The following is a 23686-nucleotide window of genomic DNA, read 5'->3' as shown; positions in this document are numbered from 1 at the left end:
CGCCGCCCCTTACACAAAGGGGAGTGGCGGATTTGAGCTTTGCCGAAAATATCACTGTCGAGGCATTGGAAGCCGATCCCTACCCGATCTATGCAGAGCTCAGGCGCAGTGCGCCGGTCACCTTCGTGCCGGCGGTCAATCTGTGGTTCGTCACCCGCTGGAAGGATGTCGAGAGCGTCGCCAAGTCTCCCGACATCTTCTCCGCCGTCGTCGGCTCGTCACCGGTCGAGCGCTCCTTCGGCAAGCCGACCATCCTGACCACCGATGGCGAGACGCACAAGCAACTGCGCCAGGGCGTCGACCCGAAATACCGGCCGCGCACCGTCGCTTCCTATGCCGGCGACCTCGTGCGGTCGATCGCCGAACCTTTTCTCGACCAAATTGCGGAGCTCGGCTCGGCCGAGCTGATGGCCGGTTATTTCGAGCCGGTGTCGACGCTCAGCCTGGCGCGCTCGCTCGGCCTTGCCGACATCGACATGCCGACGCTGCGCCGGTGGTTCTACGGCCTTGCCCAGGGCGCCATCAATTTCGAGAACGACCCGAAACGGCAGGAGATCGCCGACGCAATCAGTGCCGAGGTTGGCGACGCCATCCTGCCGACGCTGGAAAGACTTGCGCGCCAGCCAGATGACTCGGCGCTGTCGCATATGCTGCATGACGGCATGCCGGAAGGCACGACGCGGCCGATCGGCTTCCTGATGCCGAGCATCAAGGTGATCCTGCTCGGCGGCATGCAGGAGCCCGGACATGGCGCCGGCTCGATCCTGGCCGGGCTGCTTTCGCATCCCGAACAATTGCGGCAGGTGCTCGCCGGTCCCGAGACCTTTGTGCCAAAGGCTGTCGATGAAGGTTTGCGCTGGGTGGCGCCGATCGGCACGCAGACGCGGCAGACGACGCGGGCGGTCGAGCTTGGCGGCGTGACGATCCCCGCCGGCGCCGCGGTGGCCGCCCTCGTCTCTTCGGCAAGCCGCGACGAGAGCCGCTTTGCCAATCCCGACAGTTTCGACATCAACCGCGATGAAGGCAATCATGCCGCCTTCGGCTTCGGCCATCATTTCTGCTCGGGCCGGTTTTTCGCACGCGAGCAGATGTGCCTTGCGGTAAGGCTGTTGCTCCAACGCTTCCCCGATCTCAGCCTTGTGCACGGCAAGGAACCGGTGTTTCGCGGCTGGGAATTCCGCGCGCCCACCACATTGCATGTGTCCCTGGGAGTCCGTCATCCATGATCAGTCAGAATGCCATCGACACGCTGCGCAAGACGGAGATCGGCGCGCGGGGGCTGTTCATCGATGGCGCACAGACCGAGGCTACAAGCGGCGAAACCCTGCCGGTGACGTCGCCGGTTGATGGCCGCCCGTTTGCCAGTATCGCCGATGGCAACGCCGCCGACATCGACCGCGCCGTCAAGTCGGCGCGCAAGGCGTTCGAGAGGGGCTCGTGGTCGCGCTCAGCACCCGCCTTTCGCAAGAAGGTGCTGACGAAATTCGCCGAGCTGGTCGAAAAGCATGCCGACGAGCTCGCCGTGCTCGGCGTGCGCGACAATGGTACCGAGATCGGCATGGCCTACAAGGCCGAACCGCTGTCGGCGGCAGGCACCATCCGCTATTATGCCGAGGCGATCGACAAGGTCTATGGCGAGATCGCGCCGACGGCCGACAATGTGCTGGGGCTGATCCACAAGGAGCCGCTCGGCGTCGTCGGCGTCATCGTGCCGTGGAATTTTCCGCTGATGATCGGCGCCTGGAAGATCGCGCCCGCACTTGCCGCCGGCAATTGCGTGGTGGTCAAGCCGCCGGAAATCGCTTCGCTGACGCTGCTGCGGCTGGCCGAACTGGCAAGCGAGGCCGGACTTCCCGCCGGTGTGCTCAATGTCGTCACCGGCCGTGGTTCGGTTACCGGCGAGGCGCTCGGCCTGCATATGGATATCGACGCCATCGCCTTCACCGGTTCCGGCCCGGTCGGCCGACGGCTGCTCGAATATTCCGCTCGCTCCAACCTGAAACGCGTCTTCCTCGAACTCGGCGGCAAGTCGCCCAACATCGTCTTTGCCGATGCTCCCGACCTAAAACAGGCGGCGGGCGTCTCGGCCAACGGCATTTTTCGCAATTCCGGCCAGGTCTGCGTCGCCGGCTCGCGCCTGCTCGTCCAGGCGTCGGTCTATGACCGTTTCATGGACGAGCTTCTCTTGGCAACGACCCGGCTGAAAGTCGGCGACCCGCTCGATCTCTCCAGCGACATCGGTGCGGTGTCGAGCGCCGAACAGCTGGACAAGAACCTCGGTTTCGTCGCCAGGGCCACGGAAGAAGGTGCCCGTCTGGTCACCGGCGGCGAACGGATACTGACCGAGACCGGCGGCAGTTACATGGCGCCGACGATCTTCGAGAACGTCACGCAAGACATGCAGCTTGCGCGTGAGGAGGTGTTCGGGCCGGTGCTCGGCGTCATGCGCTTCGAAACCGAGGAGGAGGCGGTTCGGCTTGCCAATTCGACCGTCTACGGGCTTGCCTCCGCGGTGTGGACCGCCAACCTCTCCACCGCGCATCGCATGGTGCGCGCCATCAATGCCGGCGTCGTCCACGTCAACACCTATGGCGGCGCCGACATCACCGTGCCGCTCGGCGGCGTCAAGCAGTCCGGTTTCGGCCGCGACAAGTCGCTGCACGCGCTGGAGAAATATTTGGAACTGAAGACGGCATGGATCGCGCTTTGAGACCAACCGTGGCGCTGGCCTGCCTCCGAATCTGACCTTCCCACGGAGATGCCCAGGATCGCCTTAGATCCGGCGGCGGTCGGCCGAGCGCCGTCTTGTTCTCTCTTCGTTGGAATTTTTGAGAGAATATTCCTGGCTTTGGCGAGAACGGCGAAACGCGTTCTTTGATTAAATCAATAGAATTCCTGACGATATGATCAAGGCTAGGCAGTCCGCTTGGCCGCATGACTTCACAACCGCAGAGATCAATCATGTCCGACTTCAAAAACACTTTGCCATCTTCCTTAGGGTCAACCATCAACCGGCGCAGCGGCCTGGCTCTGCTGTTCGCATCGGCCGTAGCGATCGGTAGCCTGATGGCGCCCGGCGCATCGTTCGCCGAGGACAAGAAGGCGATCAAGGTCGGCATCATCAGCGGCGAGGACGAGGATGTCTGGCGCGTCGTCGTCGCCCAGGCGGCCGAAAAGGGCCTCGCCATCGAGACGGTGGTGTTCAACGACTACACCCAGCCCAACGAGGCGCTGGAGCGCGGCGAGATCGACGCCAACGCCTTCCAGCACCAGCCCTATCTCGACAACCAGATCAAGACTCAGGGCTACCACATCGTGCGTGTCGGCTATACCGGCGTCTGGCCGATCGGCCTCTACTCGAAGAAGTACAAAGCAGTCGCCGACCTGCCCGAGGGCGCGGTCGTCGGCGTGCCGAACGACCCATCCAACGAAGGCCGGGCGCTGCGCGTGCTGCAGAACGAAGGCGTGATCAAGCTGAAAGACGGCACCGGCATTCTGGCCACCACCGCCGACATCGCCGAGAATGCGAAGAAGGTGGTGATCAAGGAACTCGACGCCGGCATCGTCGGCCGCTCGGTCGAGGATCTCGACGCGGCCGTGGTCAACACCGACTGGGCGCTGAAAAGCGGCCTGACGCCGGAAAACCGCATCGCGCAGGAGCCCATCGCCGACAATCCCTACCGCAATTTCATCGCGGTGAAGGCCGGCAACGAGAACGAGGCCTGGGTGAAGACGCTGGTCGCCTCCTATCAGAACGAGGCGGTGAAGGCCGAGTTCGATAAGGTCTACAAGGGCACCGGCCTCAGCGCCTATTGATCCGATCGTCGACCGGAACCCCGGTTCGAGAGCAACAGCGGTCCGCGCTCAGGCGCGGGCCGCGATTGCGTTTTCGGAGAACAGGAACATTCATGAACCAGCATATCACGGCATCCGGAGAAACCGCCGATCCGACGCATGCCCGGCCCGACGCGTCTCAGGACGTCGTGCGCCTCGTCGACCTGAAGCGCCGCTTCGGTGTGACAGCGGCGCTCGACGGCATCTCGCTGACCGTGCGCAAGGGCGAGATCCTCGGCATCATCGGTCGCAGCGGCGCCGGCAAATCGACGTTGATCCGCTGCCTGAACGGGTTGGAACGGCCTGACTCCGGCGAGGTGTTCATCGAGGGCCGCGAGATCAGCCGGCTAGGCGAGCGCGACCTGCAGCCGTTGCGGCGACGCATCGGCATGATCTTCCAGCATTTCAACCTGCTGTCGGCCAAGACCGTCGAGGACAATGTGGCGCTACCGCTCAAGATCGAGGGGCGCCCGAAAGCCGAACGACTGCGACGCGCCGCCGAATTGCTCGACCTCGTCGGCCTGTCGGAGAAAGCAAAAGCCTATCCGGCGTCGCTGTCGGGTGGCCAGAAGCAGCGCGTCGGCATCGCCAGGGCGCTTGCCGCGCGCCCGGCGCTGCTTTTGTCGGATGAAGCCACCTCGGCGCTCGACCCGGAGACGACGCGGTCGATCCTCGCGCTGCTCAGGGATATCAACCGGCAGCTCGGCCTGACCATCCTGCTGATCACCCACGAGATGGAGGTGATCCGCTCGATCGCCGACCGCGTTGCGGTGATCGACGCCGGGCGCATCGTCGAGCAAGGCCCGGTCTGGTCCGTATTCGCCGACCCGCGCTCCGACATCACCAGAAGCCTGCTCGGCGCCATCCGGCCGCAGCTGCCGGCCGAACTGGCGGCCCGGCTGCTGCCGGCGGCCGGCGCGGAAACGATCCTGCGCGTGGACGTGGCCGGCGAGGCAGCAAGCAGCCCGCTGCTGTCCGACCTTGCCATTGCTGTTCCAGGCGCCTTCCGCCTCGTCCATGGCGGCATCGACCATATCCAGCAGCAGCCAGTCGGCACGCTGTTCCTTTCGGTTCCCGGCAGCGATGCAAATCATCTCGCTGACATCATCACATTCCTGAAGGCCCGCCAGGCGCGGGTGGAGGTGCTTGGCCATGTCGCCGATCCTGTTTGAACTTCTGCTGCGTTCGATCTGGGAGACGGTGCTGATGACGGCCGCCTCCGGCCTCATCTCGCTGATCTTCGGCCTGCCGCTCGGCCTGGCCCTGATCGCCACCGAACGCGGCGGGATTGCCGAAAGCCTGTGGGTGAACCGGGCGCTCGGCGCCGTCATCAACGGCTTCCGTTCGGTGCCCTTCATCATCCTTCTGGTGGCGCTGATCCCGGTGACGCGGCTGATCGTCGGCACCTCGATCGGCACATGGGCAGCCATCGTGCCGCTGTCGATCGCCGCCACGCCCTATTATGCACGCATCGCCGAAGTGTCGCTGCGCGAGGTCGACCGTGGCTTGATCGAGGCGGCGCGCGCCATGGGCGGCAACCGCTGGACGATCATCCGAGAGGTGCTGGTGCCCGAAGCCCTGCCCGGCATCGTCGCCGGCTTCACGGTAACGCTGGTGACGTTGATCGGGGCGTCAGCCATGGCCGGCGCCATCGGTGCCGGCGGCCTCGGCGACCTCGCCATCCGCTACGGCTATCAACGATTTGAGACGTCCGTCATGATCGCGGTGGTCATCGTGCTGATCATCCTGGTCTGCGGCATCCAGTGGGCGGGGGACCGGCTGGTGGCGAGGCTGGACCGGAGGGGGTGAAAGACTGGCTGATGGCACGGCCGCGTACGGGATAGGCGGAGGCCTTCCCGCCACCAAACCGTCTGACGCCCGGCTTCACCCGCCAAAGCTGCCAAGCCGCGTCGGCTGCGTATAGCTGCGGTCGACATAGAGCAGGGCCGAGCCGCCGCTGCCGTGCCGGACATCGATGACGCGGCCGATCATGACATTGTGCGTGCCGACGACATGCACAGTCTCGATCTCGCAATCGAAATTGACGATCGCATCCGACAGCGCCGGCGTACCGGAGGTCAGCGTCTGCCAGCGTGCGGCGGAGTAGCGCGCTTCCATGTCCCTGGTCGCGCCGGCGAACTTTCCCGCCAGATGCATGTGGTCATGCGTCAGCACGTTGACGCAGAAGCGCTGGTTGGACAGGAACATGGCGGCCTGCGTCGAGCGCCCGTTCATGCACACCAGCAGCGTCGGCGGCTCGTCGGAGACGCTGCACATGGCGGTGGCGGTGAAGCCGCCGCGCCCTGCCGGGCCATCGGTGGTGACGATGTTGACCGGTGCGCAGACCCTCGCCATGGCGTCGCGGAAATCGGTTTTCGAAATCTGCGTGGCCATCTGGTTTCACTCGGCCGTTGAGACAAGCGGATTGAACCAGGTATCGCCCGCCCAGCCATTCTCGTCATAGTCGGCCATGCAGGTGTCGACGAGCTCTTCCATCGCCTTCAGCCGCCCGCCGCGTTCAGCTCCTTTCAGCACCTGCAGCCGCACCTCTTCCGGCGCGCCGGCATAGTTGAGCTCGTAGAGCGCGTGACGGCCGCCGAACTCGGTGCCGGTCGCGTCCCACAAAAGCTTCATGATCTTGATGCGTTCGATGTGGCCCATGTCGTTGGAGCCCCGCACATATTGCGCCAGATACTTGTCGATCTCGGGGTTGTTGAAGTCGCGCACCGACGACGGCAGGTAGATCAGCCCGGACGCGATCACCCGGCGCACGGTGTCGATGACGCGCGGATAGGCTTCCGACATGAAGGTGCGGTAGGCGAGTGCTGCTTCCAGATTGGGCAGCACCGCACCATTCGCCCACGGGATCGGGTTGTAGGCCATGGCGTTGGAAAAGCTCCAGAACATGTGCCGCAGTGCAATGACCTCGCCCAGTGCCGCCTGGTTGCCGCGGAAAGCATCGCCGCCCGTGGCGCGCAGCGCCTTGGCCAGCAGGCCGGCGAGGAAATCGAGCTTGACGGCGAAACGCGTGCAGCCCTGGAAGCAGTAGCCATGCATGAAGCCGGACGCCGGGTGGAAGGACAGGATCTTCTGCGCATCGCGCAGCACCAGCACGTCCTCCCAAGGGATGAAGACATTGTCGAGCACCAGGATCGCGTCGTTCTCGTCGAAGCGTGACGACAGCGGATAGTCGAAGGGCGCCGCCACCGTGTTGGCCGTCTGCTCGTAGGAGACGCGGCAGAACATCTTTATCCCCGGCGCATTCATCGGCACGATGAACATCACCGACAGCGACGGATCCTCGGTGACCGTCGCCGATCCCTGCGCCAGGAAGTTATAGTGCGTCAGCGCCGAGGACGTCGCCACCACCTTGGCGCCGGAGACGTAGATGCCGGCATCCGTCTCCTTGGTGATGTGGACGAAGACGTCCTTCACCTGTTCGGCCGGCTTGTGGCGGTCGATCGGCGGGTTGACGATGGCATGGTTCATGAACAGCACGGCTTCCTGGGCACGCCTGTGCCAGGACAGGGCATTGTCCCTGAACGGCCCGTACCAGTCTGCGTTGGCGCCGAGCGTGTTCATCAGCGCCGCCTTGTAGTCGGGCGTGCGGCCCATCCAGCCATAGGACATGCGTGACCACTCGGCGATCGCCGTCTGCTGGGCGGCGAGTTCGCCAGAGGATTTGGCGACGCGGAAATATTTGTGGGTGTAGCCGCCCGAGCCGGTGTCGGTCGGTGAGGTCAGCGTGTCCCGTCGCAGGGGATCATGCAGCGCATCGTAGAGGCGCGCCAGCGACCGCGCCGAATTGCGCATCGACGGGTGCGTGGTGACATCGGCAATGCGTTCGCCATTGATATAGACCTCGCGGCCGTCGCGCAGGCTCTCCAGATACTCGGCCCCGGTGAACGGCCGTGCCTTGTCGGCGCGGAAGTCTTCTGATCGCATGATGGTCCTCCTCTTGAGTCGCAACACTAGCGCCTTGGGCATGCATCGGTTATGGACGGAACGGCAAAACCGATTGGACTTTTTCAGGCGCCATGAGCCAGAATTCCATCCCCGACTTCTTCGTCTATGGCGAGCCTGTGCGGCCGCTCGATGTCGGTTTCCTGCATGTCGAGACGGTGCTTGCGCGCAGCAATATCCATCTTGGTCAGGTTGCGGCGCACAAGCATCCGCAGATGGGCCAGATCACCTACTGGACCAGCGGCTCCGGCACTTACCGTATCGAAGACCGATCCTGGGACTTTTCGGCGCCTGCCGTCAGCTTCGTGCCGAGCGCTGTCGTGCATGGCTTCTCGATCGGACCCGGCACCGATGCCATCGTCGTCTCGGTCGCCGACGGCGCGCTCGCGGCCATCGCCGCTCACAGCCTGCTGCCGCTGGACAGGCCGGTCTTTGCCGACGGTCTGCCACGACACGCAGCGTGGGCGAGACTGGCGGCGGTGCTGGAGATGATCGCCACCGAATATGCCGAGGCGCAAGCCGGCAATGACAGGGTCCTGCCGGCGCTGATCGCCGTCGCACTCTCCCACCTTGCGCGCCTCAGCCCCGGCGTGACCGCCTCCGCCGCCTCTTCCGATGCTTCGCTGGCGCGGGGCCTGCGTCGGCTCGCCGACGCGCATTTCCGCGACAACTGGCCGGTCGATCGCTACGTCGAGGCGCTGGCCACCACGCCGCATCTTCTCGACAAGGCTGCCCATGCGGTTCTGGGCGCCGGCGTCAAGCGGGTCGTCAGCGAAAGGCGGCTGCTGGAGGCCAAGCGCCTGCTGCTGTTCACCGTACGCACGGTGGAGGACATCGCCTACGAGATCGGCTTCGACGACCCGGCGTATTTTTCACGGTTCTTTCGCGCGCGGGTCGGCGAAGCGCCCGCCGCCTGGCGCCGGAAGCACTTGCAGGGCCATTGATCCTGAGTGAAATGCAGACCCCGTGACGCGCAATCCTCTCGATGTTGCAGCCACAGCCACTTTTTCGTGAAGCTGAACGGGTTGATCCCTTCGCCTGCCTGCCTAGGTAGAAAGGAGCGGCGGGTGCCACGCAAATCTGACATCGGACCAATCTGACGGTCGGCATGATATTTTCCTGCATTCAAAAGCTTGCCCTTCCTGTTCTCTTCGTTGGCATCCAGTCTTCCTGCGTCGTTCCCGACGATACGTCGCGTATCGCCAAGGTTGATCCAACGGCGGCGGCCGCCCGCAAGGAGATGGTCGGTCTCAGCGAAGCCGATGTTCGAATGTGCGCCGGGTTTCCGACCGCCACCGCCGACGCCGGCCGATCGGGCCAGATATGGACCTACAAGCGCATCGTCCAGCGCGGCAATCTCAGCATTGTGGTTCCGACTCTAGCGGTAGGCGCGATCCCGGCGGTCGGTGGCTCCGTCAATGTCGCTCCCGGCGGCTATTGCGACACGCAAATTCGCATGATCGACGGCCGCGTCGCCGAAGTTGCCTATGCCGGCGACAACAATCTGCCGAACAGGCGCGACGCGCTTTGTGTCAGCACGGTGGACGCCTGCGTGACCTATGCGCGTCAACACGGTCAGAGGCCGGCGGCCAGATCGGCCAGATAGCCGGCGGCAGCGAAACGGCGATGACGGTCACGCAAATATCGTTGAGGGCTTGACTGACCCGCCGGACAGAATACGCTAGCGCAAAATACCGGCTCTGATCGCCGGGCGGCAAGAATGCCTCGTATGCCTCGCCCTCCGGCGCTGGCTGCGAGGCATTGTCATTTTGGGGATCTGTTTGAAACGGCGTATCGAGATCGGCATCCTGTATTCCCGCTCGGGGAGCTATCAGCTCGTCTCCGATGCGTGCCGCATCGGCGCCATGCGCGCCATCGCCGACATCAACGCCGATCGCAGCTCAGGCATCGAACTGGTGCCGGTCGAGCGCGATCCGCAAAGCAATGCGGACCGCTACGCAACGCTGTGCGAGGATATTTTCAGGACCAGCAGCGCGCGCCATGTCGTCGGCTGCGTCACCTCGTGGAGCCGCAAGGAAACCATTCCGGTGCTCGAGAAGGCGGGCGGCATGCTCTGGTACGCTTGCCCCTATGAAGGCTTCGAGGCCAACGAGCACGTCGTCTACATGCACGCCTGCCCCAACCAGCATCTGGTGCCGTTGATGGCGCATGTCGTGCCGCGTTTCGGCGCCAATGGCTTCCTGCTCGGCTCGAACTATATCTGGGGCTGGGAGATGAACCGCGTCGCCCGCGACCTGATCGCCGATGCCGGCGGCAAGGTGCTGGGCGAGCGCTATCTGCGCATTGGCGAGACCGACGTATCGCGCCTGATCGCTGAGATCCGGGCTACGCGGCCGAACTTCATCCTCAACAACCTGATCGGCACCTCGTCCTACGCCTTCCTCGCGGCCTATCGCGACCTGGGTCACGAGGATGCCGCCTTCAGTCCCGAGACTTGCCCCATCATCTCCTGCAACCTCACCGAAGGTGAGCTGCCGGCGATCGGTGAATCCGGCAAGGGACATCTGTCGGTCGGGCCGTACTTCGCGCCGCGGCCGGCCGCCTTCGCCTCGTCTTTCGAGGCCTCCGCCTATGCCTCGGTGCAAGTGATGGCCGACGTGCTCTCCAGCAATCCCGAAGCCGGTCCGGCGGAATTCTCAAAAACCTTCGCAGAACGCCGCTTTTCCACCCGGCTCGGGCCGATAGCCATCGACGCCCATTCCCAGCACGCGACGCTGCCGGTGATCATCGGGCGCATCGCGGATGGCTTCTTCGAGGTCGTCAGCCGCGAGGACGAAGTCGCGCCGGATCCCTATCTGTCGCGCTACGACCCGGCAAAAACATTCGGCCGCCCACGCCTGAGGGTGGTGTCGTGACGAGAGCCCCGCGCATCCCCAATCTCGGCGGCGCCAAGGCGTTTATCCTGCATCGCCCGCATCCGACAGTGCAGGCGATCACTAGGCAATTGTCGGCCATCGGCCTGATCACGCTGGATTGCTGGCCGGAACTGCCGCCCGAGGCGCTGGCGGCCGATTTCGTGTTCTTCGACGCCGATCTCGGTTTCGACGAGCAGTTCCCCTGGAAGCCGGGCGAGGCGCCGATGCCGCTGGTGGCGCTGATCGGTTCCGAGGCGCCGGGCCGCATCGAATGGGCGCTGTCGCACAAGGCCGACGCCCAGCTGCTGAAGCCGGTCGGCAATGCCGGCGTCTACAGCGCACTGCTGATCGCAAGGCAAAGTTTCGAGGCGCGCAAGCACTTGGCTAGCGAGATTGCCTCGCTTCGCCAGCGCGTCGCCGAGCGCCAGACCATCGTGCGCGCGGTGGCCGCACTGTCGAAAGGCACCGACGACGGCCGCGCCTATGCGCAGCTACGCTCGCTGGCGATGAGCTGGCAGATCAGCGTCGAGGATGCCGCGCGGCGGATCGTGGCAATGACAAGTGAAGAAGTAACGAGGGAAGAAGGCGGCGATGACCAGTCCCATCGCGCCTGATCTCACCGCGCCAGGGCGCATGCCGGTCAAACCGCGCGCCGGCGTCTGGCGCCGGCTGGTCAGGCGCCGTCTGGCACTGCTTGGGCTGGTGATCGTCGCAATCGTCGTTGCCGGCGCCGTTCTGGCGCCATGGCTGACCGGCTACGACCCCAACGAACAGATGTTCGACGGCCTGACCATCGAGGGCTCGCCCTTGCCGCCGGATGCAAAATTCTGGCTTGGCACCGACCTGCTCGGCCGTGACCTGTTGACCCGCATCCTCTACGGCGCCCGCACCTCGCTGATCATCGGCATCGTCGCCAACGGCGTGGCGTTGTTCATCGGCACGCTGGTCGGTGTTGTCGCCGGTTATTTCCGTGGCTGGATAGGCAGCGCGCTGATGCGCTTCACCGACCTGATGATGGCCTTCCCGGCACTGCTGCTCGCCATTTGCCTCGCGGCCGTGTTCGAGCCGAGCCTGTGGATCGTCGCCATGGTCATCGCGCTGGTCAACTGGGTGCAGACCGCCCGCGTCATCTACACCGAAACTTCTTCGCTGGCCGAGCGCGAATTCATCGACGCCGAACGCACCATTGGGGCGAGCGCACCGCGCATCCTGTTTCGCCACATCCTGCCGCATCTGCTGCCGACCATCATCGTCTGGGGCACGCTCGGCATCTCGACCACGGTGCTGCTCGAGGCGACACTCTCCTTCCTCGGCATCGGCGTGCAGCCGCCGACGGCGTCCTGGGGTAACATCATCTTCGAGAACCAGACCTATTTCCAGGCCGCACCCTGGCTGGTGTTCTTCCCCGGTGCCGCGATCCTGGCGCTGGCGCTCGCCTTCAACCTGATCGGCGATGCGCTTCGCGACATCCTCGATCCGACGCAAAGGGGCCGGGCATGATCGCCTATCTCGGCCGCCGCCTCATCCAGTCGCTGCTGATCCTGCTCGGCGTCTCGCTGATCACCTTCGCGCTACTCTATCTCCTGCCCGCCGATCCGGTGCGCCAGATCGCCGGTCGCAGCGCCACGCCGCAGACGGTCGAAAACATCCGCCAGCAGCTCGGCCTCGACCAGCCCTTCGTCGTCCAGTACTGGCGCTATCTCACGAAGCTCGTCAGGGGCGATCTCGGCCGCTCTTACATCCAGCGCTCCGAGGTCACCGAGCTGATCGTCTCGCGGCTGCCGGCAAGCCTGTTGCTGATGGTCGGCGCCATCTTGTGCGAGCTGTTGCTCGGCCTCAGCATGGGCCTGATCGCCGCCGTCAAGCGCGGCACCGCCACTGACCAGACATTGATGGTCGCCTCCTTCGTCGGCGTCTCGGCGCCGCAATTCGTCGTTGGCCTCTTGCTGCTCTATGTCTTTGCCGTGCGGCTCAGCTGGTTCCCGATCGGCGGCTACGGCACCTGGCGCCATCTGGTGCTGCCATCGCTGACCATGGGCATCCTCGGCGCCGGCTGGTACGCCCGCATGATGCGCTCGTCGATGATCGACGTGCTGCGCCAGGATTATGTCCGCACCGCCCGCGCCAAAGGCCTGGCGCGCCGCGCCATCCTCTTCCGCCATGCGCTGCCCAACGCCATCCTGCCGGTCATCGCCATGATCGGCATCGACATCGGCATCTTCATGGGTGGCATCGTCGTCGTCGAAAGCGTGTTCGGCTGGCCCGGCATTGGCCAGCTCGCGTGGCAGGCCATCCAGCGGGTCGACATTCCGATCATCATGGGTGTCACGCTGGTCTCGGCCTTCGCCATCGTGCTCGGCAATCTCTTGGCCGACGTCATCGCGCCCTTCATCGACCCCCGCATCAAGCTCAGATGAAAATGAAAACCAGACAGAGAAAGGGAACATAAAAATGAAAAAGTTTCTCGCATCCACGGTAGCGGCATCGGCGCTGGCGCTGATGCTCGGCATGACAAGTGTTCGCGCCGAAGACGCCGTCGATCCGAACGCCAAGCAGGGCGGCGCCATCACCATCACCTACAAGGACGATGTCGCCACGCTCGATCCGGCGATCGGTTATGACTGGCAGAACTGGTCGATGATCAAGAGCCTGTTCGACGGGCTGATGGACTACGAGCCGGGCACCACCAATTTGAAACCCGACCTCGCCGAAAGCTACGAGATCTCGCCCGACGGCAAGACCTTCACCTTCAAGCTGCGCCATGGCGTGAAATTCCACAATGGTCGCGAGATGACGGCTGACGATGTAAAATATTCGCTCGACCGCGTCACCAATCCGAAGACCCAGAGCCCCGGCGCCGGCTTTTTCGGCTCGATCAAGGGCTATGACGATGTCGCCGCCGGCAAGGCCGAGAGCCTCTCCGGCGTCACCGTTGTCGACCCCTACACGGTAAAGTTCGAGCTGACCCGGCCCGACGCCACCTTCCTGCATGTCATGGCCATCAACTTCGCCCATGTCGTGCCGAAGGAAGAGGTCGAGAAATACGGCGCCGATTTCGGCAAGCATCCGGTCGGCACCGGCGCCTTCAAGCTCGCCGAGTGGACGCTCGGCCAGCGCATCGTCTTCGAGCGCAATGCGGACTATTGGCACAAGGGCCTGCCGCATCTGGACAAGATCACCTTCGAGATCGGCCAGGAGCCGATCGTTGCGCTGCTGCGCCTGCAGAAAGGCGAGATCGACGTGCCCGGCGACGGCATTCCGCCGGCAAAATTCCAGGAGGTGATGGCCGATCCGGAGCAGAAGGCGCGCGTCGTCGAAGGCGGCCAGTTGCACACCGGCTATGTCACCATGAACACCACCATGGCCCCGTTCGACAATGTGAAGGTGCGCCAGGCGGTCAACATGGCGCTCAACAAGGCGCGCATTATCCAGATCATCAACGGCCGCGCCGTGCCGGCCAATCAGCCGCTGCCGCCGTCGATGCCGGGCTACGACAAGGAATACAAAGGCTACCCTTATGACGTCGCCAAGGCCAAGGCGCTGCTTGCCGAGGCCGGCCATCCCGATGGTTTCGACACGCAACTGTTCGCCATGAACACAGACCCCAACCCGCGCATTGCCCAGGCGATTCAGCAGGATCTGGCGGCGATCGGCATCAAGGCCAGCATCCAGTCGCTGGCGCAAGCCAATGTGATTGCAGCCGGCGGCGACAAGGCCGGCGCACCGATGATCTGGTCGGGCGGCATGGCCTGGATCGCCGACTTCCCCGATCCGTCGAACTTCTACGGCCCGATCCTCGGTTGCGCCGGTGCGGTGCCGGGCGGCTGGAACTGGTCGTGGTATTGCAACAAGGATCTCGATGCCAAGGCAGCCGAGGCCGACTCGGTCGTCGACCCGGCCAAGGCCGGCGAGCGCGACAAGATGTGGAGCGCCATCTACGACAAGGTGATGGAAGACGCGCCCTGGGCGCCGGTCTTCAACGAGCAGCGCTTCACCATGAAATCGGCGCGCATGGGCGGCGCCGACAACCTCTATGTCGACCCGGTCCATATCCCGATCAACTATGACAATGTGTACGTAAAAGATGTGCAATAACTGCGACTACACCATCCACGGGCGCCAACATCATTTCGGCTGGGACAATTCGTTTGCCCCGGCCGAGCGGGTGGCGCCCGGCTCGACCATCGAGTTCCAGTGCCTCGATTCCTCCGGCGGCCAGTTGCAGGCCGACAGCACGGTCGTCGACGTCGCCAGGCTCGACTTCGCCACCGTCAATCCGGTGACCGGGCCGATCTTCGTCGAGGGCGCCGAGCCAGGTGACGCGCTGAAGGTGACGATCGAGATGTTCAAACCGTCCGGCTTCGGCTGGACGGCCAACATTCCCGGTTTCGGGCTGCTCGCCGACGACTTCAAGGAGCCGGCGCTGAACATCTGGAAATACGACGCTGCCTCGCTCGAGCCGGCGCTGTTCGGCAAAAATGCGCGTGTGCCGCTGAAACCCTTCGCCGGCACCATCGGCAACGCGCTGGCGGAAAAGGGCCACCACTCGGTGGTCCCGCCGAGGCGCGTTGGCGGCAATCTCGACATTCGCGATCTAGCGGCCGGCACCACGCTGTACCTGCCGGTGGAAGTGGCGGGCGCACTGTTTTCGGTCGGCGACACCCATGCCGCGCAAGGCGACGGCGAGGTCTGCGGCACGGCGATCGAAAGTCCGATGGACGTCGTGCTCAAGCTCGACCTGGTCAAGGATGCCAGGCTGAAGACGCCGCGCTTCACCACGCCAGGCCCGGTGACGCGCCATCTCGACGCCAAGGGCTATGAGGTGACGACCGGCATCGGTCCGGACCTGATGACCGGCGCCAGGGAAGCGGTTGCGCAGATGGTCGACCTGCTTGCCGGCCGTTACAAGATCGATCCGGTCGAAGCCTATATGCTGGCCTCTGTGTGCGGTGATCTCAGGATCAGCGAGATCGTCGACATGCCAAACTGGGTGGTGTCGTTCTACTTCCCGCGCTGCGTGTTTGAATGAGGTTGGGTCAGCGCCGCACCCCCCTCTGTCCTGCCGGACATCTCCCCCTCAAGGGGGGAGATTGGCAGCTTCGCCGTTCCGCTTTTCTTGAAACGTTGGTGAGTGGCGAAAGCCAGAGTGAAATCCAATCTCCCCCCTTGAGGGGGAGATGTCCGGCAGGACAGAGGGGGGCGTGCCGGAACAAACCCCTCAGAACTCTGCTTTTGCGATGACCTCAACTCCCAAACCCATCCTCGACATCGCCAACCTCTGCGTCAGCGTGCGCGGCGAGGATGGCGAGCGCGAGGTCGTCTCCGACCTGTCGCTGACTTTGGCGCGTGGCGAGACGCTCTGCATTGCCGGTGAATCCGGCTCCGGCAAATCGATGACGGCGCTGGCGATCATGCAATTGTTGCCGCAGCCCGCGGCGCGAATATCGTCGGGCTCGATCCGTCTCGGCGATACCGAGCTCACAACGCTCGACGAGCGCCGGATGCGCCGCATTCGCGGCAACCGCATAGCCATGATCTTCCAGGAGCCGATGACCTCGCTCAACCCGGTGCTGTCGATCGGCCGGCAACTGACCGAATCCATCGAAGCGCATACCAGCCTGTCGCAGGGCGAAGCCCGCCAACGCGCCATCGAGGCACTGAAGGCGGTGCGCATTTCGGAAGCCGAAAGCCGGCTGAAGCAGTTTCCGCACGAACTGTCCGGCGGCATGCGCCAGCGGGTGATGATCGCCATGGCGCTGGCGCTCGAGCCGGACGTGCTGATCGCCGACGAGCCGACGACGGCACTCGACGTCACCGTGCAAGGCGAGGTGCTGGAGCTGCTGCGCGACCTGCAGCGACAGCATGGCACCAGCGTCATCCTGATCACCCACGACATGGGCGTGGTCGCCGAAATGGCCGACCGCGTCATCATCATGCGGCATGGCCGCATGGTCGAAGAGGGGAGAACCGCTGACATTTTTGCCAGGCCGCAAGCCGACTACACGCGCGAACTGCTCGCTGCCGTGCCGCGCATCGGCAGCGGTGTCGGCCGCCAGGTATCCAGGGATGCCGAGGCGGTGGCGCCGGCCAATGTCGCCGAAGTCACCGATCTGCATGTCCGCTTCGACCTGCATGGCGGCTTCTTCGGCCGGGTCACCCGCCGCGTTCACGCCGTCGAAGGCGTCAGCTTTTCGATAGCGCCCAACGAGACGCTGGCGCTGGTCGGCGAATCCGGCTGCGGCAAGTCGACCACCGCCAAGGCGCTGGCCGGACTGGTGCCGTACAGCGGCGACATCGCCATTGGCGGGCGCAACCTGTCAGGCCTTGGCCGCGACGAGCGCAAGGCGGTGCGCCGCGACGTGCAGATGATCTTCCAGGATCCTTATGCTTCGCTCGACCCACGCATGCGCGTCGGCGACCTCGTCGCCGAGCCGCTGGTCATCCACGGCATCGCTTCGAAGGAAGAGCGCAGCGAGCGTGTGGCGGCACTGTTCGAGCGCGTCGGCCTGTCGGCCGATCAGATGGAGCTTTACCCGCATGAATTCTCCGGCGGCCAGCGCCAGCGCGTCTGTATCGCACGGGCATTGGCCCTGCGGCCGAAATTGATCATCGCCGATGAAAGCGTCTCGGCGCTTGACGTCTCGGTGCAGGCGCGCGTGCTCGACCTGCTGAAGGAATTGCAGCGCGAATTCGGCGTCGCCTATCTCTTCATCTCGCACGACATGGCCGTGGTCGAGAACATCTCCGACCGCGTCGCCGTCATGTATCTCGGCCAGATCGTCGAGATGGGCACGCGCGACCAGGTCTTTTCCAACCCGCGCCATCCCTACACCAGACGGCTGATCGAAGCCGTGCCGGTGCCCGATCCCGCGCAGCGAAGAAGCCGCTTCGCCCGCCTCGATCAGGAGATCCCGAGCGCCACCCGCAGGATCGGCGAGGCGCCATTGAAACTGGCGCTAAGGGATGTCGGCAACGGCCACCTCGTCGCCGCCGAGGGCTGAGGTAAGGACTGCCACAGGTCGCGGCTCACGTGTTTGTGTTTCCATCCAGGGCTCAAGGTGGCGTTCCGCCGCCAAAGCGCATCGCTTCGATCACGAAATCCGGGACGGCCTCTTGCCCTATGTCCGCTTCTTCCTCATGTTCAATACCATTGCCGATGATCGACCGTAGGGGGCGGCCGGATTCATCGTAATGGGAGGAAGTCAACCATGAAGGTAAGCCTTTTCGTTTCCGCGGCACTTCTCGCCGCATCCGCGATCCCCGCCTCGGCCGCTGAAATTTCCGACGGCAAGGTCAAGATCGGCATCCTCAATGACCAATCGGGCGTCTACGCCGATTTCGGCGGCAAGTGGTCGGTCGAGGCGGCCAAGATGGCGGTCGAGGATTTTGGCGGCAAGGTGCAGGGAGCGCCGATAGAAATCATCAGCGCCGACCACCAGAACAAGCCGGATATCGCCTCCAACATCGCCCGGCAGTGGTACGACACCGAGCAGGTCGATGCCATCATGGAACTGACCACCTCTTCGGTGGCACTCGCCGTCCAGGGGATTTCCAAGGAAAAGAAGAAGATCGATATCGTCACCGGTGCGGCGACCACGGAGCTGACCGGCAAACAGTGCTCGCCCTACGGCTTCCACTGGGCCTATGACACCCACTCGCAGGCGGTGGGAACCGGCGGCTCTCTCGTGCAGCAGGGCGGCGACAGCTGGTTCTTCGTCACCGTCGACTATGCATTCGGCTATTCGCTGAAGGAACAGACCACCAAGTTCGTCGAGGGCCATGGCGGCAAGGTGCTGGGCGAGGTGCGTTACCCCCTGGGGTCGACCGATTATTCGTCCTTCCTGCTGCAGGCGCAATCGTCGGGCGCCAAGGTCATCGGCCTGGCCAATGCCGGCCTCGATACCTCCAACTCGATCAAGCAGGCGGCCGAATTCGGCATCGTGCAGGGCGGCCAGCGTCTGGCGGCGCTCCTGTTCACGCTGGCCGAGGTGCATGGGCTTGGCCTTCAGGCGGCGCAGGGCGTCGTACTGACCGAAGGCTATTACTGGGATCGCGACGATAAGAGCCGCGAATTCGGGCAGCGCTTTTTCAAGCGCACCAACCGCATGCCGAACATGATCCAGGCCTCGACCTATTCGGCGGTGACGCAATACCTGAAAGCGATCGACAAGGCCGGCACGGACGAGACCGAAGCCGTCGCCAAGCAACTGCATTCGATGCCCGTGGACGACGCCGCGATAACCAACGGCAAAGTGCAGGCGGACGGCAACATGGTCCACGACATGTACCTCTATCAGGTCAAGTCGCCGGCCGAGAGCACCAAGGAGTGGGACTACTACAAATATCTCGCCACCATTCCTGGCAACGAGGCCTTCCTGAGCGAAAAGGAAAGCGGCTGTCCGACGGCCGGCCAGTGATCGGCGCGGCCGATGGCGCCGACTGACCTGAGCGCGAACGAGCCGCCTGTGGTGCTTTCCGCCCGCGGGTTGCGGCGTGACTTTGCCGGCTTCATCGCCGTGAAAAACGTCGATCTGGATGTTCGCCGTGGCAACATCCATGCTCTGATCGGACCCAACGGCGCCGGCAAGACGACCGTCTTCAACCTGCTCACCAAGTTCCTGGCGCCGACCAGCGGCAGGATCGAGCTGCTCGGCCACGACATCACCCGCACCTCGCCGGCCAGGGTTGCGCGGATGGGTCTGGTGCGCTCGTTCCAGATATCGGCGATTTTTCCGCACCTCAGCGTGCTCGACAATGTGCGCATCGCCCTGCAGCGGCCTGGTGGTCTTGCCGTTCAATTCTGGCGCTCGCTCGCGGCGCTCGACCGGCTGACGCCGCGCGCCGAGGAACTGCTGCGCTCGGTCGGTCTCGACGACGCCAGGAACAGGCTCGCCGGCGACCTTTCCTATGGCAGGAAACGCGTGCTCGAGATCGCCACGACCCTGGCGCTCGACCCGAAAGTGCTGCTGCTGGACGAGCCGATGGCCGGCATGGGGCATGAGGACGTGGCCACGGTTTCCAGCCTCATCCGTTCGGTGGCCAAGGATCGCGCCGTGCTGATGGTCGAGCACAATCTGACCGTCGTGGCCGACCTTTGCGACTGGATAACGGTCATGCAGCGCGGCGAGGTGCTGGCCGCCGGCGACTACGCCACGGTCAGCCGCGACGAGCGCGTCAAGATCGCTTATATGGGCACCGCCGATGACTAGTGCCGCACCTCTGCTTGCCGTCAGCGGCCTCAACGCCTGGTATGGCGAGGGCCATGCGTTGCACGGCGTCGATCTGGAGGTGTTTGCCGGCGAGACGGTCACGCTGCTCGGCCGCAACGGCGTCGGCAAGACGACGACGCTGCGCGCCATCATGGGGCTGATCCGCAAGCGGACCGGCCGGATCGCCTTCGACGGCCAGGATTTGATGCGGCTGCCGCTGCACCGCACCGCGCATCAAGGCATCGGCTTCGTGCCGGAGGAGCGCGGTATCTTCGCGACGCTGACCGTCGACGAGAACCTGGTTCTGCCGCCGGTCGTCGCGCAGGGCGGCATGAGCGTCGAGGAGATATTCGATCTGTTCCCCAATCTGAAGGAGCGGCGCAACAGTCCCGGCACGAGGCTGTCGGGCGGCGAACAGCAGATGCTGGCGATCGCGCGCATGCTGAGAACCGGCGTAAAAATGCTGCTTCTCGACGAGCCGACGGAGGGTTTGGCCCCCGTCATCGTGCAGCGCATCGGCGCGTTGCTGGCGACGTTGAAAAAGCGCGGCATGACGATCCTGCTGGTCGAGCAGAACTTCCGCTTCGCCAGTCGTGTCGCCGACCGTTTCTATCTGATGGAGCACGGCAAGTTGGTGGCGGGGTTTCCGGTCGGCGAACTGCCGGACCGCATGACGCTGCTCCACGAAGTCCTGGGTGTATGATGGCGCCATGACGATGATCTTCGGCATCCCCGTTCAGGCTTTCCTCGGCCAGTTGCTGGTCGGCCTGATCAACGGCTCGTTCTACGCCATGCTGAGCCTGGGCCTGGCCGTCATATTCGGCCTGCTGCGAGTCATCAATTTCGCCCATGGCGCCCAATATATGCTCGGCGCCTTCGTCGGTTATCTGCTGCTCACCCATCTCGGCATCGGCTACTGGCCGGCGCTGATCCTTGCACCGCTGATCGTCGGTGTCTTCGGCATCGTGGTCGAGCGCCTGGCGCTGTCGCGGCTGTACGACCTCGACCCGCTCTACGGGCTACTCTTCACCTTCGGCCTCGCGCTCGTGCTCGAAGGCATCTTCCGCTACTATTACGGCGTCTCGGGAAACCCCTACGCCGTGCCGCCGCTGCTTTCGGGAGGCACCAATCTCGGCTTCATGTTCCTGCCCAACTATCGCGGCTGGGTCGTCGTCGCCTCGCTGATCGTCTGCTTCGGCACCTGGGCGCTGATCGAGAAGACCAGGCTCGGTTCCTACCTGCGCGCCGCGACGGAGAATCCCCGCCTCGTCCAGGCTTTCGGCGTCAACGTGCCCTTGCTGCTGACCCTGACCTACGGCCTCGGCTCCGCGCTGGCCGGGCTTGCCGGGATTCTGGCAGCGCCGATCTATCAGGTGAGCCCGCTTATGGGGTCGGATCTCATCATCGTCGTCTTCGCCGTCGTCGTGGTCGGCGGCATGGGATCGATCCTTGGCGCCATCGTCACCGGCTACATGCTTGGCCTCGCCGAAGGCCTGACCAAGGTCTTCTACCCCGAGGCCTCCAACCTCGTGGTCTTCGTCATCATGGCGATTGTGCTTCTGGTCCGGCCGGCCGGCCTGTTCGGAAGGGACGCCTGACATGTCGGAACTGACGCTTCGCGAGACATCGGCCAAAACCTCGGCACGGCTTGAATGGACGCTGGTCGGGCTCGGCATCCTGGCGCTGCTGCTGGCGCCTTTCCTGGTCTATCCGATCTTCCTGATGAAGATGCTGTGCTTCGCGCTGTTTGCCTGCGCGTTCAATCTTCTGCTTGGTTACACCGGGCTGCTGTCATTCGGCCACGCAACCTTCTTTGGCGGCGCCGCCTACTTCACCGCGCATGCCGTCAAGGTCTGGGGCTGGCCGCCGGAAGCCGGCATTCTGCTCGGCATGGCGGGTGCGGCCCTGCTCGGCCTCGTCATGGGCTTCTTCGCCATTCGCCGGCAAGGCATCTATTTCGCCATGATCACGCTGGCGCTGTCGCAGATGTTCTTCTTCTTCTGCGTGCAAGCGCCGTTCACGCAAGGCGAGGACGGCATTCAGGGCATACCGCGCGGCATGCTGCTAGGCGTCCTCGACCTGAACGTCTCGCTGAACATTTATTATTTCGTGCTGGCGGTGTTCCTGATCGGCGTCTTCGCCATCTGGCGCATCGTCAATTCGCCATTCGGCATGATCCTGCGCTCGATCCGGGAAAACGAGAACCGCGCCATTTCGCTGGGCTATTCCGTCGCCAACTACAAGCTCGGCGCCTTCGTCATGTCGGCGGCACTGGCCGGGCTGGCAGGCTCGCTCAAGGCCATCGTCTTCCAGTTCGCCACGCTCACCGACGTCACCTGGCAGATGTCGGGCGAGGTGATCCTGATGACGCTTCTCGGCGGCATCGGTACGATGGTCGGGCCGATCATCGGCGCCAGCCTTGTCATCGGCCTGGAAAACACGCTTGCCACTTCCGGCTTTCCGGTGACCATCGCCACCGGCCTGATCTTCATGGTGTGCGTGCTGATCTTCCGGCGCGGCATCGTCGGCGAATTTTACGCGCGGTTTTTCGGGCGGGCGGGAAAGGACTGATCAGCTGCAGGTTGGTGGGACGCGGTTTGCGCGTGGTGACATGCGTCACACAATGAGCACCTGTCCGGATTCTTCAGAAAACTATAGACCTCGATCAATCGATGCGACTGCTTGCGACCTGGGGCAATCGCGACCCCATCGGAACGGGTGAGCACTGCTGTGGACAAATCGTGATGCGCGCATTCTTTCGATTGGTTGCGGTTATGACCGTGGTGTCCGGCGTGACCGGCTGCACCAGCATTTCCTACTACGCGCAATCCATGAAGGGTCATCTGCAGATCATGACCGCACGCCAGGATGTCGGAAAACTGATCGAGGATCCTTCGACGCCGAAGGCGTTGCGCGCCCGAATGGCATCGGCGAGCGCTATACGACAGTTCGCAACGGATGAACTGGCGCTGCCCGACAACAACAGCTACCGCAGCTATGTCGACATTGGTCGGGACTCGGTGACATGGGCTGTCTTCGCCGCGCCGGCATTTTCGCTGACGCCGCGAACATGGTGTTTTCCTGTTTTCGGCTGTGTTCCCTACCGGGGGTATTTCTCCAGGAAGTCCGCGACTGAAACCGCTGTCGAACTTCAAGGACAGGGCATGGACGTCTATGTGACGGGCATCACGGCATATTCCACGCTTGGCTGGTCGAGCGACCCGCTGCTCAGCACGATGTTCGGCCAGGATGAAACCTATCTTGCAGCGCTGGTGTTCCATGAGCTGGCCCACCAGCGCGTCTATGTGCACGACGATTCCGCTTTCAACGAGGCGTTCGCTGTCGCCGTCGAAACAACCGGCGTGAAAAAATGGCTGCGCGCGACTGGCGATACCGCCGCATTGCGCCGTTACGAAGCCGCCCGGGGACGCAAGGCTGAATTTCTTTCGCTGGTGTCGCGGACCCGGGACGAGTTGGCGCAAGTCTATTCCAACTCCGGCACCTCGGAGCAAAAACTGGCCGCGAAGACGGCCGCGATTGAACGGCTGCGGATGCGCTACCGACACATGCGCGACACGCGCTGGGGCCGATACCGAGGATACGATGCCTGGTTCGCGTCCCCGATCAACAATGCAAAGCTCGCCGCGACTTCCGTCTATAGCGATCGGGTGACCGCGTTTCTGCGCCTGTTCGACTTGTGTTCGGGCGACTATGTCAGGTTCTATGCATCGGTCCGGCGGATTGGCGCACTGGACGAAGCTCACCGCGTCGAAGCCCTTGCGGCGGCAGATCGCTGTTATTGAG

At 63.9% G+C, this 23686-nt stretch carries 22 protein-coding genes; 20 read left to right on the top strand and 2 right to left on the bottom strand.

Features of this window, described 5'->3' with window-relative positions:
- The first annotated feature begins 32 nt into the window (after nucleotides 1–32).
- The 5 genes from EOA13_RS18275 (at nucleotide 33) to EOA13_RS18255 (ending at nucleotide 5643) form a co-directional block, all read left to right on the top strand.
- Nucleotides 33–1226, top strand: a complete 1194-nt coding sequence (locus tag EOA13_RS18275) for a cytochrome P450 (protein ID WP_127294678.1) — start codon at nucleotides 33–35, stop codon at nucleotides 1224–1226.
- Nucleotides 1223–2710, top strand: a complete 1488-nt coding sequence (locus EOA13_RS18270) for an aldehyde dehydrogenase (RefSeq protein WP_127294677.1) — start codon at nucleotides 1223–1225, stop codon at nucleotides 2708–2710. Before EOA13_RS18275 ends, EOA13_RS18270 begins: the two co-directional genes overlap by 4 nt.
- A 251-nt stretch (nucleotides 2711–2961) precedes the next feature.
- Entirely contained in the window at nucleotides 2962–3816 is an 855-nt protein-coding gene (locus EOA13_RS18265; protein WP_127294675.1) for a MetQ/NlpA family lipoprotein, read from the top strand.
- A gap of 92 nt (nucleotides 3817–3908) precedes the next feature.
- Nucleotides 3909–5006 (top strand): methionine ABC transporter ATP-binding protein, encoded by a 1098-nt coding sequence (locus EOA13_RS18260; RefSeq protein ID WP_127294673.1) that lies wholly within the window; start codon nucleotides 3909–3911, stop codon nucleotides 5004–5006.
- Nucleotides 4987–5643 carry a methionine ABC transporter permease gene (locus tag EOA13_RS18255; RefSeq protein WP_127294671.1) on the top strand — a complete coding sequence of 219 codons (657 nt, stop codon included), beginning with the start codon at nucleotides 4987–4989 and terminating at the stop codon, nucleotides 5641–5643. The genes EOA13_RS18260 and EOA13_RS18255 overlap by 20 nt, the downstream gene beginning before the upstream one ends.
- 75 nt (nucleotides 5644–5718) lie before the next feature.
- Here the strand turns inward: EOA13_RS18255 and EOA13_RS18250 are convergent, their stop codons facing one another.
- Both EOA13_RS18250 and EOA13_RS18245 read right to left on the bottom strand, forming a co-directional pair.
- A complete protein-coding gene (locus tag EOA13_RS18250; protein WP_127294669.1) occupies nucleotides 5719–6228 on the bottom strand; it encodes a flavin reductase in 510 nt (169 codons plus the stop codon).
- Between the two features lie 6 nt (nucleotides 6229–6234).
- Nucleotides 6235–7779, bottom strand: coding sequence for a 4-hydroxyphenylacetate 3-hydroxylase N-terminal domain-containing protein (locus EOA13_RS18245; RefSeq protein WP_127294667.1), 1545 nt, complete (start codon nucleotides 7777–7779; stop codon nucleotides 6235–6237).
- 92 nt (nucleotides 7780–7871) lie between these two features.
- On the opposite strand from EOA13_RS18245, the gene EOA13_RS18240 reads away from it, so the two are divergent.
- The 15 genes from EOA13_RS18240 (at nucleotide 7872) to EOA13_RS18165 (ending at nucleotide 23685) form a co-directional block, all read left to right on the top strand.
- Complete coding sequence (locus tag EOA13_RS18240) at nucleotides 7872–8741, top strand: helix-turn-helix domain-containing protein (protein WP_127294665.1); 870 nt, start codon at nucleotides 7872–7874, stop codon at nucleotides 8739–8741.
- Between the two features lie 164 nt (nucleotides 8742–8905).
- Entirely contained in the window at nucleotides 8906–9403 is a 498-nt protein-coding gene (locus EOA13_RS18235; RefSeq protein ID WP_127294663.1) for a hypothetical protein, read from the top strand.
- Between the two features lie 175 nt (nucleotides 9404–9578).
- Nucleotides 9579–10673, top strand: a complete 1095-nt coding sequence (locus EOA13_RS18230) for a transporter substrate-binding protein (protein ID WP_127294661.1) — start codon at nucleotides 9579–9581, stop codon at nucleotides 10671–10673.
- Nucleotides 10670–11287 (top strand): ANTAR domain-containing protein, encoded by a 618-nt coding sequence (locus EOA13_RS18225; RefSeq protein ID WP_127294659.1) that lies wholly within the window; start codon nucleotides 10670–10672, stop codon nucleotides 11285–11287. The genes EOA13_RS18230 and EOA13_RS18225 overlap by 4 nt, the downstream gene beginning before the upstream one ends.
- A 19-nt stretch (nucleotides 11288–11306) precedes the next feature.
- Nucleotides 11307–12173, top strand: a complete 867-nt coding sequence (locus EOA13_RS18220) for an ABC transporter permease (RefSeq protein WP_128278528.1) — start codon at nucleotides 11307–11309, stop codon at nucleotides 12171–12173.
- Entirely contained in the window at nucleotides 12170–13090 is a 921-nt protein-coding gene (locus tag EOA13_RS18215; RefSeq protein ID WP_127294657.1) for an ABC transporter permease, read from the top strand. Before EOA13_RS18220 ends, EOA13_RS18215 begins: the two co-directional genes overlap by 4 nt.
- A 34-nt stretch (nucleotides 13091–13124) precedes the next feature.
- Nucleotides 13125–14768, top strand: coding sequence for an ABC transporter substrate-binding protein (locus EOA13_RS18210; protein ID WP_127294655.1), 1644 nt, complete (start codon nucleotides 13125–13127; stop codon nucleotides 14766–14768).
- On the top strand, nucleotides 14758–15702 hold the full coding sequence (locus EOA13_RS18205; RefSeq protein WP_127294653.1) for an acetamidase/formamidase family protein: 945 nt from the start codon (nucleotides 14758–14760) through the stop codon (nucleotides 15700–15702). Before EOA13_RS18210 ends, EOA13_RS18205 begins: the two co-directional genes overlap by 11 nt.
- Nucleotides 15703–15910: 208 nt before the next feature.
- Nucleotides 15911–17674, top strand: coding sequence for an ABC transporter ATP-binding protein (locus tag EOA13_RS18195; protein WP_127294651.1), 1764 nt, complete (start codon nucleotides 15911–15913; stop codon nucleotides 17672–17674).
- Nucleotides 17675–17881: 207 nt separating this feature from the next.
- A complete protein-coding gene (locus EOA13_RS18190; RefSeq protein ID WP_127294649.1) occupies nucleotides 17882–19090 on the top strand; it encodes an ABC transporter substrate-binding protein in 1209 nt (402 codons plus the stop codon).
- Between the two features lie 12 nt (nucleotides 19091–19102).
- Complete coding sequence (locus EOA13_RS18185) at nucleotides 19103–19882, top strand: ABC transporter ATP-binding protein (RefSeq protein WP_127294647.1); 780 nt, start codon at nucleotides 19103–19105, stop codon at nucleotides 19880–19882.
- Nucleotides 19875–20585 carry an ABC transporter ATP-binding protein gene (locus EOA13_RS18180; protein ID WP_127294645.1) on the top strand — a complete coding sequence of 237 codons (711 nt, stop codon included), beginning with the start codon at nucleotides 19875–19877 and terminating at the stop codon, nucleotides 20583–20585. Before EOA13_RS18185 ends, EOA13_RS18180 begins: the two co-directional genes overlap by 8 nt.
- Before the next feature lie 7 nt (nucleotides 20586–20592).
- Nucleotides 20593–21480 (top strand): branched-chain amino acid ABC transporter permease, encoded by an 888-nt coding sequence (locus tag EOA13_RS18175; protein WP_127294643.1) that lies wholly within the window; start codon nucleotides 20593–20595, stop codon nucleotides 21478–21480.
- Nucleotide 21481: 1 nt separating this feature from the next.
- The gene (locus EOA13_RS18170) at nucleotides 21482–22453 is read left to right on the top strand and encodes a branched-chain amino acid ABC transporter permease (protein WP_127294641.1); all 972 of its coding nucleotides are present in this window, start codon (nucleotides 21482–21484) and stop codon (nucleotides 22451–22453) included.
- 173 nt (nucleotides 22454–22626) lie between these two features.
- Nucleotides 22627–23685, top strand: a complete 1059-nt coding sequence (locus tag EOA13_RS18165) for an aminopeptidase (protein ID WP_127294755.1) — start codon at nucleotides 22627–22629, stop codon at nucleotides 23683–23685.
- The last annotated feature ends 1 nt before the right edge of the window (nucleotide 23686 follow it).

This window comes from Mesorhizobium sp. M7A.F.Ca.US.011.01.1.1 (genome assembly GCF_003998295.1).
Taxonomy (GTDB): domain Bacteria; phylum Pseudomonadota; class Alphaproteobacteria; order Rhizobiales; family Rhizobiaceae; genus Mesorhizobium.
This window is presented reverse-complemented; position numbering and strand designations above follow the sequence as displayed.

Coding starts and splice junctions, on each gene's coding strand:
- EOA13_RS18270 (WP_127294677.1), top strand. CDS start 1,223: ATGATCAGTCAGAATGCCATCGACACGCTGCGCAAGACGGAGATCGGC.
- EOA13_RS18265 (WP_127294675.1), top strand. CDS start 2,962: ATGTCCGACTTCAAAAACACTTTGCCATCTTCCTTAGGGTCAACCATC.
- EOA13_RS18260 (WP_127294673.1), top strand. CDS start 3,909: ATGAACCAGCATATCACGGCATCCGGAGAAACCGCCGATCCGACGCAT.
- EOA13_RS18255 (WP_127294671.1), top strand. CDS start 4,987: ATGTCGCCGATCCTGTTTGAACTTCTGCTGCGTTCGATCTGGGAGACG.
- EOA13_RS18250 (WP_127294669.1), bottom strand. CDS start 6,228: ATGGCCACGCAGATTTCGAAAACCGATTTCCGCGACGCCATGGCGAGG.
- EOA13_RS18245 (WP_127294667.1), bottom strand. CDS start 7,779: ATGCGATCAGAAGACTTCCGCGCCGACAAGGCACGGCCGTTCACCGGG.
- EOA13_RS18240 (WP_127294665.1), top strand. CDS start 7,872: ATGAGCCAGAATTCCATCCCCGACTTCTTCGTCTATGGCGAGCCTGTG.
- EOA13_RS18235 (WP_127294663.1), top strand. CDS start 8,906: ATGATATTTTCCTGCATTCAAAAGCTTGCCCTTCCTGTTCTCTTCGTT.
- EOA13_RS18220 (WP_128278528.1), top strand. CDS start 11,307: ATGCCGGTCAAACCGCGCGCCGGCGTCTGGCGCCGGCTGGTCAGGCGC.
- EOA13_RS18215 (WP_127294657.1), top strand. CDS start 12,170: ATGATCGCCTATCTCGGCCGCCGCCTCATCCAGTCGCTGCTGATCCTG.
- EOA13_RS18210 (WP_127294655.1), top strand. CDS start 13,125: ATGAAAAAGTTTCTCGCATCCACGGTAGCGGCATCGGCGCTGGCGCTG.
- EOA13_RS18205 (WP_127294653.1), top strand. CDS start 14,758: ATGTGCAATAACTGCGACTACACCATCCACGGGCGCCAACATCATTTC.
- EOA13_RS18195 (WP_127294651.1), top strand. CDS start 15,911: ATGACCTCAACTCCCAAACCCATCCTCGACATCGCCAACCTCTGCGTC.
- EOA13_RS18190 (WP_127294649.1), top strand. CDS start 17,882: ATGAAGGTAAGCCTTTTCGTTTCCGCGGCACTTCTCGCCGCATCCGCG.
- EOA13_RS18185 (WP_127294647.1), top strand. CDS start 19,103: ATGGCGCCGACTGACCTGAGCGCGAACGAGCCGCCTGTGGTGCTTTCC.
- EOA13_RS18180 (WP_127294645.1), top strand. CDS start 19,875: ATGACTAGTGCCGCACCTCTGCTTGCCGTCAGCGGCCTCAACGCCTGG.
- EOA13_RS18175 (WP_127294643.1), top strand. CDS start 20,593: ATGACGATGATCTTCGGCATCCCCGTTCAGGCTTTCCTCGGCCAGTTG.
- EOA13_RS18170 (WP_127294641.1), top strand. CDS start 21,482: ATGTCGGAACTGACGCTTCGCGAGACATCGGCCAAAACCTCGGCACGG.
- EOA13_RS18165 (WP_127294755.1), top strand. CDS start 22,627: ATGCGCGCATTCTTTCGATTGGTTGCGGTTATGACCGTGGTGTCCGGC.